This is a genomic window from Actinomyces sp. Z5, assembly GCF_003287795.1.
Taxonomy (GTDB): Bacteria; Actinomycetota; Actinomycetes; order Actinomycetales; family Actinomycetaceae; genus Actinomyces; species Actinomyces glycerinitolerans.
The window spans coordinates 1-12,915 of sequence record NZ_QMIN01000016.1 but is presented as its reverse complement, the minus strand read 5'-3'; the positions used below and the strand labels follow the sequence as shown (position 1 = coordinate 12,915).

The 12,915-nt window shown below is 68.9% G+C and carries 11 protein-coding genes; 4 read left to right on the top strand and 7 right to left on the bottom strand.

From position 1 onward, the window contains the following. Positions 1-608 precede the first annotated feature (608 nt). Positions 609-2,003 carry a GntP family permease gene (locus DRB06_RS01875; protein WP_108968865.1) on the bottom strand — a complete coding sequence of 465 codons (1,395 nt, stop codon included), beginning with the start codon at positions 2,001-2,003 and terminating at the stop codon, positions 609-611. Positions 2,004-2,052: 49 nt separating this feature from the next. Then, a complete protein-coding gene (locus tag DRB06_RS01870; RefSeq protein WP_108968867.1) occupies positions 2,053-2,574 on the bottom strand; it encodes a gluconokinase in 522 nt (173 codons plus the stop codon). A gap of 223 nt (positions 2,575-2,797) precedes the next feature. On the opposite strand from DRB06_RS01870, the gene DRB06_RS01865 reads away from it, so the two are divergent. Continuing rightward, positions 2,798-3,514 (top strand): FadR/GntR family transcriptional regulator, encoded by a 717-nt coding sequence (locus DRB06_RS01865; protein WP_108968870.1) that lies wholly within the window; start codon positions 2,798-2,800, stop codon positions 3,512-3,514. Positions 3,515-3,585: 71 nt separating this feature from the next. Here DRB06_RS01865 and DRB06_RS01860 read toward each other — a convergent pair whose 3' ends face one another. The 3 genes from DRB06_RS01860 to msrB all read right to left on the bottom strand — a co-directional run bounded on the left by DRB06_RS01860 (position 3,586) and on the right by msrB (position 6,152). Then, positions 3,586-4,620, bottom strand: coding sequence for an AEC family transporter (locus DRB06_RS01860; protein ID WP_111818992.1), 1,035 nt, complete (start codon positions 4,618-4,620; stop codon positions 3,586-3,588). 18 nt (positions 4,621-4,638) lie between these two features. Then, a complete protein-coding gene (locus DRB06_RS01855; protein ID WP_111818991.1) occupies positions 4,639-5,634 on the bottom strand; it encodes an endonuclease/exonuclease/phosphatase family protein in 996 nt (331 codons plus the stop codon). 62 nt (positions 5,635-5,696) lie between these two features. Then, on the bottom strand, positions 5,697-6,152 hold the full coding sequence (msrB, locus tag DRB06_RS01850; RefSeq protein ID WP_073331062.1) for a peptide-methionine (R)-S-oxide reductase MsrB: 456 nt from the start codon (positions 6,150-6,152) through the stop codon (positions 5,697-5,699). 341 nt (positions 6,153-6,493) lie between these two features. Between msrB and DRB06_RS01845 the strand changes: the two genes are divergently transcribed. Then, positions 6,494-7,984 carry an alpha/beta fold hydrolase gene (locus DRB06_RS01845; protein WP_111818990.1) on the top strand — a complete coding sequence of 497 codons (1,491 nt, stop codon included), beginning with the start codon at positions 6,494-6,496 and terminating at the stop codon, positions 7,982-7,984. 181 nt (positions 7,985-8,165) lie between these two features. Here the strand turns inward: DRB06_RS01845 and DRB06_RS01840 are convergent, their stop codons facing one another. Together DRB06_RS01840 and DRB06_RS01835 are read right to left on the bottom strand one after the other, a co-directional pair. After that, complete coding sequence (locus DRB06_RS01840; RefSeq protein ID WP_073331068.1) at positions 8,166-9,764, bottom strand: mechanosensitive ion channel family protein; 1,599 nt, start codon at positions 9,762-9,764, stop codon at positions 8,166-8,168. A 108-nt stretch (positions 9,765-9,872) separates the two neighbouring features. Then, positions 9,873-10,820 (bottom strand): arginase family protein, encoded by a 948-nt coding sequence (locus tag DRB06_RS01835; RefSeq protein WP_111818993.1) that lies wholly within the window; start codon positions 10,818-10,820, stop codon positions 9,873-9,875. A 141-nt stretch (positions 10,821-10,961) separates the two neighbouring features. On the opposite strand from DRB06_RS01835, the gene DRB06_RS01830 reads away from it, so the two are divergent. Both DRB06_RS01830 and DRB06_RS01825 read left to right on the top strand, forming a co-directional pair. Beyond that, entirely contained in the window at positions 10,962-11,315 is a 354-nt protein-coding gene (locus tag DRB06_RS01830; RefSeq protein ID WP_073331072.1) for a PadR family transcriptional regulator, read from the top strand. A gap of 59 nt (positions 11,316-11,374) precedes the next feature. Then, positions 11,375-12,478: a permease prefix domain 1-containing protein gene (locus DRB06_RS01825; RefSeq protein WP_111818989.1), complete on the top strand. Its 1,104-nt coding sequence runs from the start codon at positions 11,375-11,377 to the stop codon at positions 12,476-12,478. Positions 12,479-12,915 lie beyond the last annotated feature (437 nt).

Below are 12,915 nucleotides of genomic sequence, written 5' to 3'. Positions count from 1 at the left end.
AAGTGTCACCGATGTCCTGAGGCAGAACTGTCACCGATGTCCTGAGACATCACAACGACGGTTCGTGGGGTAGGGGTACGAACCGTCGTCGCTCATGCCGAACCGTTGCTGCTACCTGACGAACCGTCACTGAAACACACGAACCGTCCACCCCACGACACCACCCAGACGCCGGCCCGACAACGTCCTCATCAGCCCGAGAACGACCCGGGCTCGACCAAAACGACCTCATCATCCCCAAACCCTCCCGAATGTGGAGGGTTTGGGGATGAAAAGGTCGTACTCGGCGAACCGGCACCCGCCGAACACGACCTCGCCAACCCGAACACGACCTCATACGCCCGACAACGACCCCCCAAACACAACCCCATCAACCCGAACACGACCTCGCTTACCCGAGAACGACATCGCCATCCCGACGTCGTCCTCCCACACCCGAACACGACCACAACACCGCCGGCGTCGGCTTCACCACCGGCCCCCCACAAACACGAACAGCCCCTACACGCCGATAACCGGCCGACGCCGACAAGAATGCCCCGCCCGGTCATGACGACTGGGCGGGGCGGCACCCCGACGCCTGCGCACGGTGGCGCCGGGTTTGCCCGCTACAGCACCCCCAGAGGCAAGGCGATCAGCATGATGACCAGCATTGCCGTTACCGACAGGATCGTCTCCATGAGCGACCAGGTCTTGAAGGTCTGCCCCACGGTCATGCCGAAGTACTCCTTGACCAGCCAGAACCCGGCGTCGTTGACATGCGAGAGGAACACCGAGCCCGCACCGATGGCCAACACCAGCAGAGCTGTTTCCACGGGCGGCATGGTCTGTGCCAGCGGTGCCATGATCCCGGCGGCCGTGATGGTGGCGACGGTGGCCGAACCAGTAGCCAAACGCACGGCTACCGCGACCAGCCAGCCCGCCAGCAGTGCCGGCACAGCGGCCTGCTCGATCCAGGTGGCGATGATGGTGGCGATGCCGGAGTCGATCAGAGTCTGCTTGAAACCGCCACCGGCGCCCACGATCAGCAGCACGCCCGCAATGGGCCCGAGCGCACCACCGACACGGGCGGAGATCTCGTCGGCGGTGTCGCCCATGCGCACGCCGAATATGAGGATCGCCACCAGCACGGTCAGCAACAGGGCCACGATGGGTTGTCCCAGGAACAGGGCGAAGTGAACGATTGGGCTGTTGGAGCCCTCCGGCGCCGCCGTTTCGACCACCGTGCGCATGAGCATCAGCAGCACCGGCATCAGCACGACGCCGATGGACACCCCGAAGGAGGGCCGTGGGCCGGTGCGCTCCTGCTCGCTTCCGCCGAGCGGCTCCGGCGCCTCGATCGGCACCCAGCGGGCCATGAGGCGGGCCGACAGCGGACCTGCGACGATCACCGTCGGTATCGCGATGAGCAGACCGAAGCCGAGGGTTATGCCGAGGTCGGCGCCGACGGCGTCAATGGCGATGAGCGGCCCGGGGTGCGGAGGCACCAGGCCGTGCAGAGCGGAGAGCCCGGCCAGGGCGGGCACGCCCACGAGTACGAGCGGCTGGTGCGCCCGCCGGGCCACGATCATCACTACGGGGATGAGCAGGACGATGCCCACCTCGAAGAACAGCGGGATGCCGACGACGAACGCGATCAGCGCCATGGCCCAGGGGAGCCGATTCGCCGAGGTGTGCCCCAGGATCGTGTCGACGATCTGGTCGGCGCCGCCGGAGTCGATCAGCAACTTGCCGATGATGGCACCGAAGGCGATGAGAGTGCCCACGTCTCCGATGGTGGAGCCCAAACCGGAGGTAAAGGCGGTGAAGGTGTCGGTCAGCGGAATGCCGGCCACCAGGGCGAGTACGGCCGATCCGAGGGTGAGTGCCAGGAAGGGATGGACCTTCTTCCAGACGATCAGGACGATGATTGTGGCGATGCCGACCAGCGCGGCGAGGATCAGCCGCAGGTCGCTGCCCGCGTGCGGCACGGCGTCTGCAGCAGCCAGGATTGTGTACATCATTGTCTATGTCTCCGTGGCGAAGATGTGTGTGAACGGGGGATGACCGCGGTCAGGCCGGCGCGGCGGCCTCGAGCGCGGCAAGGATCGCTTCGAAGGTCTCTTCGGGGGTGGCACGCGAGACCACGGTGACGCCGTCCTCGTCGTCGGCCAGGGGCTCGAGGGTGGCGAATTGCGATGGCAGGAGGCTCGGGGGCATGAAGTGCCCCTCTCGGTGCTCCATGCGCTCGCGCAGCTCATCCTGCTCGGCGACCAGGTGGATGAAGAAGACGCGCCCGTTCGCCTGGGAGAGCAGGTCCCGGTAGGCCCGTTTCAGTGCGGAGCAGGTGACGATGGTCTTTGTGCCACTGGCCGCCTGCTCGCTCATCCAGTCGCGTAGGGACTCCAGCCAGGGGCGGCGATCGGCGTCGGTCAGCGGCACGCCCTGGGACATCTTGTCGATGTTCGCCTGCGGGTGGAAATCATCCGCCTCGGCCACTGGCCAGCCCAACGCGGCATGGAGATTGGCCGCGGCAGTGGTCTTTCCGCAGCCTGCGACGCCCATAAGCACCAGATGCTCGACGGGTTGTTTCATAGTGGCCTCCTAGGACTTCTTTGTCGACCATGCGTACTACGATTATGCGCGCTTAGGTACTATTTTTAAATAGGTCGTAAGTCCCGAAGATGAACTTGCGGCGCACTCACCTCCCGCGCCGGGAACCTTCGCGGGACCATGCCGATGCCGCTATGATCGCGATTCCAAGCCAGTTGGGGCCGCCACCGGCGACGCCACACAACCACTTGCCTCAGGAGCGCCCATGTCAGCCTCAGCCCTGCGCGGCGGCGTACTCGACGCGCTCGGCACCGCGATTGTCTCGGGCCGGGTGCGCCCGGGAGAGGCGCTCACCCTGGAGTCCATACAGACGCGTTACGGCGTCTCACGCACGCTCGCCCGCGATTGCGTGCGCACCCTGGAATCGGCGGGCCTGGTCGAGTCGCGCCGCCGTACCGGCGCAATCGTGCGTCCACCACAGGAGTGGGCCGCGTTGTCCCCGCTAGTGATTCACTGGCAGCTGGCGGTATCCCCCGACGGCCCCAAGCTCGGCGCACTCACCGAGCTGCGCGCCGCCATTGAGCCCGTGGCCGCCGCGGCTGCGGCCCGGCGCGCGACCGAGCCGCAGCGCACCGAGCTGTTGCGCCTCGCCACCACCATCCGCGAGCGCGGGCGCACGGGCGAGGTCGCTTCGTATCTCGACGCCGACATCGCCTTCCACGGCCTGGTACTGGAGGCCAGCCAAAACGACACCTTCGCGGCGCTGACGGACGTGGTGGCCGAGGTTCTCACCGGGCGGACCCGGCTGGACGGCGGACTGCAGGCGCCCAAGCCGGAAGCACTCGAATTGCACGTCCAGGTGGCCGAGGCGATCGCCGCGGGAGACTCCCGGGAGGCCGAACGCTGCATGCGCGAAATCGTGGCGGAGGTACGCGACGTGCTGCTGGAACGCGGGCTGCGGGGATTCCTCACCACTACCTGACGCTTGGCCCGCCCGCCGACTCACTCGCGGCACACCGTTGCTGTGCGCAGGCCGGCGGCATCGGCAGCGGGTCACAGCACCGCCGCGGCGAGCAGCACCACCGGCACGAATCCCGCCGTCGTGAGCAGCACGGCGTCGCGGGCGAGCGGCTTGGCCACCCCGTAGCGGGAGGCGTACATGAACACGTTCTGCGCCGTCGGCAATGACGCCGTCGTCACCGGCATCAGCAGCGCGGAGCCGTGCAGCCCGGCCACCAGCCCCAGCCCCACGGCCAGGCCGGGGACGACCAGCAGCTTCCAAGCCACGGCCCAACGCAGGGCGGTGCGGCTGGCGGCGTCGTGCACCGGCTCGGGCGGCACGTTGACGACGCGGGGCACCGCTCCACCCGTTCCTTCAGCGCCACCGGCCCGGCCGGACTTCGGCGCGCCGGCCACGTTCTGCGGCGGCCGCAGCCGGGAGGCGGCCAGGCTCATGCCCAGCGAGAGCATCATCAGCGGCACGGCGATCCGCCCCAGCGTGTCGAGCAACTCGGCGAGGTGCCCGCGCAGGGCGGCATCCAGGTCGAAGCCGCTGAGGTTGACCAGGACGCCGACCAGCACGGCGAGCACCAGCGGGTTGCGCAGCGGCAGGGTGTAGGTGGCGAAGCGGGAGGGACTGCCGCGGCGGGTCACGGCATCCAGCACGGTGAAGGCGAGCGGCGTGAGTACCAGCAGTTGCAGCAGCAGGATCGGGGCGACCGCGGTGGCGTCGCCGAGCACCAGTACCAGCACCGGTATGCCCAGATTGGCGGCGTTGACGTAGGCGGAGGCGAGCGCCCCGATCATCGCCTCGGCCACCGGCCGGTGCAGCAGGCAGCGGTGCACGCACCATGCGGTCACCAGTCCCAGCAGTTCAGCCCCGATGGCGACGGCGGTGCCCAGGGAGGTGACGGCCGCAAGGTCGGCGCCGGCGAGGGTGGTGATGAGCAGGGCGGGGGTGGCGGCGAAGAAGCACAGTCGGGTCAGGACGGTGTCGGATCCCACGGGCACGGCCCCGGTACGCACCAGCACCCAGCCCACCGCGATGACGACGGCGAAGACCGCCAAGCCCCCGATGACATCCGACACGCCCCCACCCTATGCGCTTTAAACCGCGGCCTCGAGGTCGATCCAGGTGCCGGCATGGTCGGAGACGACGAAGCTGTGAGTGCCGGCGGCGACGGCGCGCAGCCGGGGCCCGACCGGCAGACCGCCACCGGACGCGACCGCCTCCGGGACGGCGGTTTCGCTCGCCGTCGGCGACGGGCCCTTGGCGGCGGACCCCGGGTCGGTGAGGAAGTGGTCGATGCGGCGAACGGGGCGGGCGGCGGGGAAGGTGGGCCCGTCGCCGAGCATCCGCGCCACCCCGAGGGCCGCGACCTGATCGGCGGGCAGGTTGAGGTCGCCGGCCAGCAGGTGGGGGCCGGGGAGGGCGGCGAGTCCGGACCAGGCCGCGGCGAGCTGCCTTGCGGCGGTGTCGGCGCGGGTGGCCAGATGAGTGACGCCCAGATTGAGCGCGTCGACGCCGGGCAGCACCCCCTCCGGCGGCTCCAGGCGACCGACCAGCAGATTGCGGGCGGTGGCGGTGAATAGACGATAGGAGCGCGGGTCGACCGGACTGCCACGGCGCAGGAGGGTGGCCGGACCGCGCCCCAACCGCATCACCCGCCAGACGGTGACGGGGTACCGGCTCAACAACGCGTTCCCGAAGCCGACCGGCCCCTGGCCGAGCCAGGCGCGGGCGGGACCGAGCACGTCGTCGCCGGGGCCGGTCAGGGCGGTGCGCAATGGGCGACGGCGCAGCCCGGCGACGGGGCCCGCGTAGGCGGCGGCGAAACGGCGGTAGCGCCACCCGAGCAGCTCGGCCAGGGTTGTCGCCTGGTCCAGCCGTCCGGAGCGGGCCTGGCCGAGGTCCACCTCTTGTAAGGCGACCACGTCGGGGGCGAGCTCGGCGATCTCCTCCGCCAAGGCCGCCAGCACGGCGCGGGCCGTGGCGGGGTCGTGGATGTCGGCGCCGGCCAGTGACCCGCTGACAGCGGTCCCGTCGCCCGCGCCGACGCCGGGCTGACCGTGTTGCAGGTTCAGAGTCAGCACACGCAGCACGTTGGGCCTCCTATTGGCGCTACCGGTATCGAGCCGCGGTGTAGGCGCTCCCCGGGCCGGGTCTAGGCCTCGGCGGAGTCCAGGTCGGGCTCGAAGCTCAGGCTAACGGAGTTCATGCAGTAGCGCTGGCCCGTAGGAGTGCTGGGGGCGTCGTCGAAGACGTGCCCGAGGTGACTGTTGCAGGCCGCGCAGCGAACCTCGGTGCGCACCATGCCGTGCGAGGTGTCCGTGGACAGCACCACGGCGTCGGTGTGGGACGGGTCATAGAAGGAGGGCCAGCCGCAGTGAGAGTCGAACTTGGTGGTGGACCGGAACAGCTCCGCCCCGCAGGCACGGCACCGATAAATGCCCTCGCGATGCTCGTCGAGCAGTTCCCCCGTGTAGGGGCGCTCGGTGCCGGCCTCGCGCAGCACGTGGTACTCCAGCGGGCTGAGCGCGGCCCGCCACTCGGCGTCGGTGCGCGCGACGGCAGCGGGGTCGAGGCGCGGACCAGAACTCGTGTTTTCGTTGGCGGTCATGGCGCAATACTGGTCCGGCCGCAGCGGGCCGACAACCCCGCACCGGCGTGGATAGTCTCACCTGAACAAGGCGTGTCAGCGGGAATACCACCGACGCTCGTCTCGCTCGGATCCCCCACACCCGACGGCCCCTACACCCTCCTCTTTTTGCCCTTAGCCGCACGGCCCATACACGTATTAGTTAGGGTTGACATACCTCACTATGTTGGATAGCGTCGTTATCCAGCTGTGGAAGCTCGTTGAAGAGAGGTCCGAGGTGATCGGCAGGGCCACGCACACGCGCCGGCCAGCACAGACCCGGCGGCGGACCCTGGCCGCCGCGCAAGAGGAGGAACACAGTCATGCTGGTCCACACCGCGATCGGAACACTCCGAGCCGAAAGGGTCGGCCCGACCGACACCCCGGTTTACCGCATCCTCGGCATCCCCTACGCCCACGCAGAGCGCTTCCGGGCGCCGGAGCCAGTGACAACCGACCCGGGCGACGGCGTCGTCAACTCCGGGCGCGGACAATGCTTCCCCCAGCGACTCATGCCGGGCTTCATGAACCTGTTCCTGCGTCATTTTCAGCTGCGCCCCGAATGGCAGCCGCGCCACGACATTCAGAGCGAGGACGCACTGCGCGTTAACGTCTGGACCTCCGGTTCGGACACCCCCAAGCCGGTGCTCGTATTCATCCACGGCGGTGACTGCGGCTCGGGCACGCTGCCCATCTACGACGGCACCCACCTGGCCGCGCAGGGCATTGTGGTGGTCACCGTTACCTACCGGATCGGAGTACTGGGACACCTGCACGTGGTCGACGGCGACCGGATCAGCTGCGACCGCGCCCTGCTGGACCAACAGGCTGCGTTGCGCTGGATCAAGGACAACATCTCCGCCCTCGGCGGCGACCCCGAGCGGATCACCCTCATGGGCCACTGCGGCGGCGCCCAGTACGCCCTCTACCAGGCGCTCAACCCGGACAACCGCGGCCTGTTCCACCGCCTCATTCTGTGCAGCGGGCAGCGGGCCACCCCGCAGCCGTTGGACGCCGACGCCGAGCGGAAGGCCTTCGCCCGCCTGCTGGCCGACAACCACCTGCGCGATTACCGGGAGTTGGCCGCCGCGCCGGTGGGCCGTCTTCTGCGGCTGGCTCAGCCCACCATGACCCTGTCCACCACCATGGATCAGCCCTTCTTTCGGGTCGATCCGCGCGACGTACTGCGCGAGGGCGTCTTCCCGCACGTTCCGGTGCTGGTGGGCTCCACCGCCGACGAGTTCTCCATGATTGAGATCTCCGGGTGGTATCGGCGCATGGGCATCGCCACCAGCCCGGAGGAGTTCGGGCGGACTACCGTGCGGCTGTACGGCCGTTGGGCCGGCCCCATCGCCGACGCCCTGCGCCCGGAGTCCACGGACCTGCCGGATCTGCAGATCAAGATGATGGAACTGCTGGTCTTTCACAGCGCGGCACTGAACCTGATGGAGCGACTGTCTGCCCACACCCGGGTATACGGTTATCGCTTCGAGTACGTCCCCAACCTCTACCGGGGGCTGCGCGGCGCCTACCACGGCGCGGAAGTAGCGATCTTCTTCGGCAACCTGGATCGCATGCGCATCCCCAGCACCGACGACAACCGCCGGGCGATGGCCGTCACGCAGCGGGACTGGCTCGGCTTCGTGAGGGACGGCGTCATGCCGCATCGGCCCGCCTTCGATGCGCAGGCGCGGATCACCCGCTACCGGGGCGACGGCGAGACGATCCCATTCCCGCACCTGGAGCTGCTGCGCGAACTGGAGGGGACCGATCTGGCCCAGCGGGTGGTGAACGCCTATATGAGTCGCCGTTGACATCGACTCCGCACAACACTGCGGTGGAAAAGGTCCATCGGTGCCCACTTTGACGCGCACCACTCCCTACGACCGCCGCGCCACTCGGCGTTTTCCGCCATATCAAGCGGTTTCCGCCAGCGGCCGTATAGCGTCCCTCTGCCAAAATGGGCACCGATGGACATTCTGGCGTCTTCAACGGTCAGTCGTCGGCCTCGTCGGCATCCGTGCTGGACTTGCCGATGCCGAGCTTGCCGGTGGCGGGCGGGTTCGCGTCCAGGTAGGCCTGCTGTTCCTGGGTGGAGATGACGCCGGTCGCCTCGCCGGTGTCCACCGCCGGGCGGGCGGGCATGTCGGAGCCATCGGCGACGGCACCGCCCTGCGCCGCATCCCGGGCGAGTATGCGCCGACGCCGCACCTTGTCCCGGCGGGCGCGGCGGAGCTTCGCCCGCCCCTTGGCGACGGCGCGCAGGCGTGCGGCCTCGATCGGGTCGTCCGCTATGGGACGCTGCACGGCCGTGGCCTCCCCCACCGGCTCAACGCCGTCGGCGTTCGGTTTTTGCAGGGTGACGAGCTCCTCGGCCAGGCGAGCCACCTTCTCCGGCGTGGGGTCGTGGGCGACGTCCACGTTGTCGACCTCCACGCGGGTGCGCGGCAGGGCGTAGGGGGCCTCCCGCTGCAGCCAGGCGACCAGCTCCTCGCGCAGCTGGCACTGGAGGGTGAACACGTCGGCGTTATTGGCGCCGGAGACGGCCACCCGCACGGTGACGGTGCCCGCGGAGGTGTCGGTGACGTCCACGGAGGCGACCCGCCCGTCCCACACGGACGAACCGGACAGGATCCGTTCCACCTCGGCGCGCAGGGCCGCCACCGGCGCGCGCCAGTCCAGGTCGATGGTGAAGGTACCGGTCAGCTGACTGCCGCGGCGCGACCAGTTGGCGAAGGGGTTCTGAGTGAAGTAGGTGGAGGGGAAGATCAGGCGCCGCCCGTCCCACACGCGCACCACCACGTAGGTCAGGGTGATCTCCTCGATGAAGCCCTGCTCGTCGTTGACCACCACGACGTCGTCCACGCGGATGGCGTCGGTGGTGGCCAGCTGGATGCCGGCGAAGAGATTGCCCAGGGTCGACTGGGCGGCCAGGCCGGCAACGACCGAGACCAGTCCGGCGGAGGCCAGCAGGGAGGCCATGGCCACACGCGCCGAGGGGAAGGTCATGGCGGCGCCGACGAGCCCGCAGATCACGATGATGAACTCCGCCACGCGCCGCAGCACCTGCGCCTGGGTGGTGATGCGCTTGGTGCGGTCGACGTCGCCGTGGGCGCGCACCCCGATCACGATGGAGGACTCCACCGCCTTGGCCACTCCCACCACCACCCAGGTGGCGGACAGGATGATGCCGATCACCAGGGCGTGGAGCACGAACTGCGCCCAGTCCGGCTGGGAGAGGTCGAAGAAGGCGATCTGCCCGCCGACGAAGGCTCCGATCAGCGCCGCCAGCACGTACATGGGGTTGCGGCAGAAGCGGATCAGCTCGGCGTACAGCGCCCGACGCTGCCCCATGGCGCGCAGGACGACGACGAGTATGAGTACCAGCGCAATGCCGATGAGCACCCCAATACCCGCCCGCCAGGCCAGCGCGAATACGTCGGCGGTGGCCTCCACGACCGCCTCGGCGGCGTCGGCAGCACCTTCGGTGGCCGAGGAGGTGGCGGAATCGCTGGGGTTATCGGCACTCAGGACCGCGGTCAGGGCTGTGAGGGCGCGTGCTGGTGCGGCTAGTGCAGCGGGTGCGATGACCATGTGCCCAAGACTAGGGCCCGGCGCTGTGCCCGAGCTGTGCAGGTCCGGGACATGGTCGTCATTCACATCACTGCGGTTCCGACCACTCGGGCGTCGGCCGCGCCACCGTCAACCGGTGACCAGCGGTAGCCCCGCGAGGACGGATCCCAGGGCGAGCAGCTCGCGGGGAAGGTACTCGGCCACCGTCAGCCCGACGACGTCGGCCGCCTCGCCGAGGTCGGCAATCAGGCGGTGCACCTGGGCGGCAGTGAGCCCGCCGGATACCCGCCCGAGACCGAGGGCGACCTCGTCGGCGTCGATCGTGTCGACGTCGAAGTGGATAGCCAGGCGGGAGGCACCGGTGGCGTGGAGCCAGTCGATGAGGGGGCGGGTGTCCACGCGCAGATCATCCGGCCCGAAGGCGGTAATGCCCCAGCTCGACACGTGCTCGTCGCAGTCGGGCTCCCACTCGTGCAGGCCGGCCCAGGCGATGCGGGAGGGGTCGATGCGGGACGGCAGATGTGACAGGACCTCGGCATCGCCCCTGCCGGCCAGGGCGGTTACGGCCATGGCGTGGTAGCCGTCGTAGCCGGTGTCGGGGGTGTCGACGTCGGGGTGGGAGTCGATCCAGACCACGGCGAGGTCGTCGCCGTACTTGTTGGCGAGCCAGGCGAATGGGGCGACGGAGACGGAGCACTCGCCGCCGATGGTGAGGATGCGCTCGACGCCCGGGTGGGAGTCGATGGTCCGCAGGGCGGCGTCGATGCCGGCCAGGATGGCGCTGCGCGATTCGATGCCGCCGGTGGAGCCCTCGGGGCCGTCCGGGCCGGCGAGCTCGGTCAGATCGACGGGGACCGTCGCGGTGGGGCCGGCGGCGGGCGGGAGCAGGGCGGCCAGGGCACGGGCGCCGGCCATGTAGCCGCGACGGGCGACCGGCGCCGGGAGTTCCGGGACGAGCGCGCCGGCGTTGGCATAGCCGGCACCCTGCCATTGGGGCCAGATCAGCCGCAGGGTGGCGGGGTCGTCGTTGGGCGGGTAGGAGGGGAGGAATCCGGGGACGGGCTGCGCTGCGCTCACGGCTTCAGAGTAGGCGTAAGAGAGGAACAGCCAGCAATAGACCACTAGACGTACTACGTCTGCCGTAGTACGTTGGACGTATGAACATAGTCGCGACCCGCCGCCGACCCCCAGGGCCGGAGCACCCCGCGGAAGGCCGTCATGATTAGCGCCGACGCCATCCGCGGCTACATCGACCTGATCGCGCTCACACTGTTGCGCGACCGTCCCTCCTACGCCTACGAGCTCGCCAAGACCATCGCCGAGGTGGCACAGGGGCAGTACACGATCAAGCAGACCACGCTGTACTCCGCACTCAAACGCCTGGAGTCGGCGGGACTGGTCTCCTCCTTCGCGGACACCAGCGAGTCGGGCAAGCCCCGCACCTACTACCGCCTCACGGACGCCGGACGTACCCACCTGAACGACAAGCTCGCCGAGTGGGAGGACACCAAGGCCCTCATCGACCGCTTCGCCCTGTACGCCTCCGCTCACCCCTCCTCCGCTGAGCCCTGATCCACCGACCGCCCGTAAAGGCGCGAATCACCCACCCCCTCCAAGCAGACAAGGAGCCCATGATGGACACCATCGACACTTTTCTCGAGGCCATGTTCGCCCCCTACCCAGCCACCCCGCGCCTGTTGGAGGCCAAGCAGGAGCTCCACGCCATGATGGAGGACGCCTACGCCGACGCCATCGCCTCCGGGAAGTCACACAACGAGGCGGTCGGGTCGGTGATCACCGACTTCGGCAATCTGGAGGAACTGGCGCCCGTGCTCGGCATTCTCCCCGATATCCGTGGCGCCGAGGCCGGGACGACCGCTGCTGGCGAGCACGGCGCCGCGAGCAGCAGCGACACCGGCACCCCGACCACGCCCGGCACGACGTCGTCGGAGTACCCCGTCATCACGCTGCCGGAGGCGCAGGCACTGGCCGAGGCGCGTCGCACCACCGGCACCCTGCTCGGCAATGGCGTCGCCCTGTGCGTGCTGGCGGCGGTGCCGTTGTTCGCATGCGTAGCCCTGTCCCAGGGTGAGGACGGCCTGGGGCTCATCCCCCTGAACGAGGACCAGGCTTCAACGCTCGGACTCGTTCTGACGCTTGTCCTAGTGGCGCTCGCGGTATCCGTGCTGATACGCCGCCACCGGGCCTTCACCGGCCTCACCCACCTGACGGACGGAAAGTTCACGCGCAATCCGGTCGTCTCCGCTTGGACCGCGAGACTGCGGCTGGAGCACGAGGGAGTGCGGTCGCGGGCGCTGAGCATCGCCGTCGCCCTGTGGATCATGGCTCCAATCCCCACCGTGGGGGCAGGCATCCTATTCCAGGAGTCAGCCGACCGCTCCGGGCCGCCGCTGGGTCTAGTCCTCACCCTGTTCATGGTCGCGGCCGGTCTGCGGATCTTCCTGCCGACCACCTGGGCGTCCATGACGCATACGACCGTCACCGAGGAGGGCCGTCCCGCCGACGCCGCACCCACCTGGCGCAACCCCGAGGAGAACCCGTTCATTGAGGCGATCGCCGGGCCGTACTGGATCGGCTGCGTGGCCATCTACCTCGCCTGGTCCTTCATCGGCTCCAGCTGGGACATCAGCTGGATAATCTGGCCGATTGCGGGCGCCCTGTTCGGCGCGATCGCCGCAGGCGAGGCCGGCCTGCGGTCCTGGCGCTCCCGCTAACAAACCGACGTGCCGCAGCGTCCCCGCATCGCCGATATCGGTAGAAGCTGTTGCGGCGAGAGTAGCCTGGCGCATGTAGGCACTGCGAGTTCGAGGAGGAACGTCTCATGCTCGTCAACCAACACGCAGGCTCACCGAACCGAAGGACGCCGACTACGTGCGAGCGCTCCGGTGCCGACCGATTCCCTGGGAAGCGCTCGAGTTCGCGGCATGACGCGGTTTTCTTACCATTCGCCGAGCAGGGCACCGTGGCTGAGTCATGCGTTTCAACGGCAGCGCTCGCGAGATCAGGTACAATCCTTGGCATGCTGCGGCAAAATTAGCGAGCTGTCTTCCCGGTCTCCACGACCGGGCTCCATTGAGGCCAGACGGAACAGGACGGGGCGTTCACCCACGGCCCTGTCTTCCCGGTCTCCACGACCGGGCTCCATTGAGGC

Bases quoted from the DNA above. Each gene is read 5' to 3' on its own strand.
- DRB06_RS01870 (WP_108968867.1), bottom strand. From the start codon at position 2,574: ATGAAACAACCCGTCGAGCATCTGGTGCTTATGGGCGTCGCAGGCTGC.
- DRB06_RS01825 (WP_111818989.1), top strand. From the start codon at position 11,375: ATGATGGACACCATCGACACTTTTCTCGAGGCCATGTTCGCCCCCTAC.
- DRB06_RS01845 (WP_111818990.1), top strand. From the start codon at position 6,494: ATGCTGGTCCACACCGCGATCGGAACACTCCGAGCCGAAAGGGTCGGC.
- DRB06_RS01830 (WP_073331072.1), top strand. From the start codon at position 10,962: ATGATTAGCGCCGACGCCATCCGCGGCTACATCGACCTGATCGCGCTC.
- DRB06_RS01875 (WP_108968865.1), bottom strand. From the start codon at position 2,003: ATGATGTACACAATCCTGGCTGCTGCAGACGCCGTGCCGCACGCGGGC.
- DRB06_RS01840 (WP_073331068.1), bottom strand. From the start codon at position 9,764: ATGGTCATCGCACCCGCTGCACTAGCCGCACCAGCACGCGCCCTCACA.
- DRB06_RS01865 (WP_108968870.1), top strand. From the start codon at position 2,798: ATGTCAGCCTCAGCCCTGCGCGGCGGCGTACTCGACGCGCTCGGCACC.
- msrB (WP_073331062.1), bottom strand. From the start codon at position 6,152: ATGACCGCCAACGAAAACACGAGTTCTGGTCCGCGCCTCGACCCCGCT.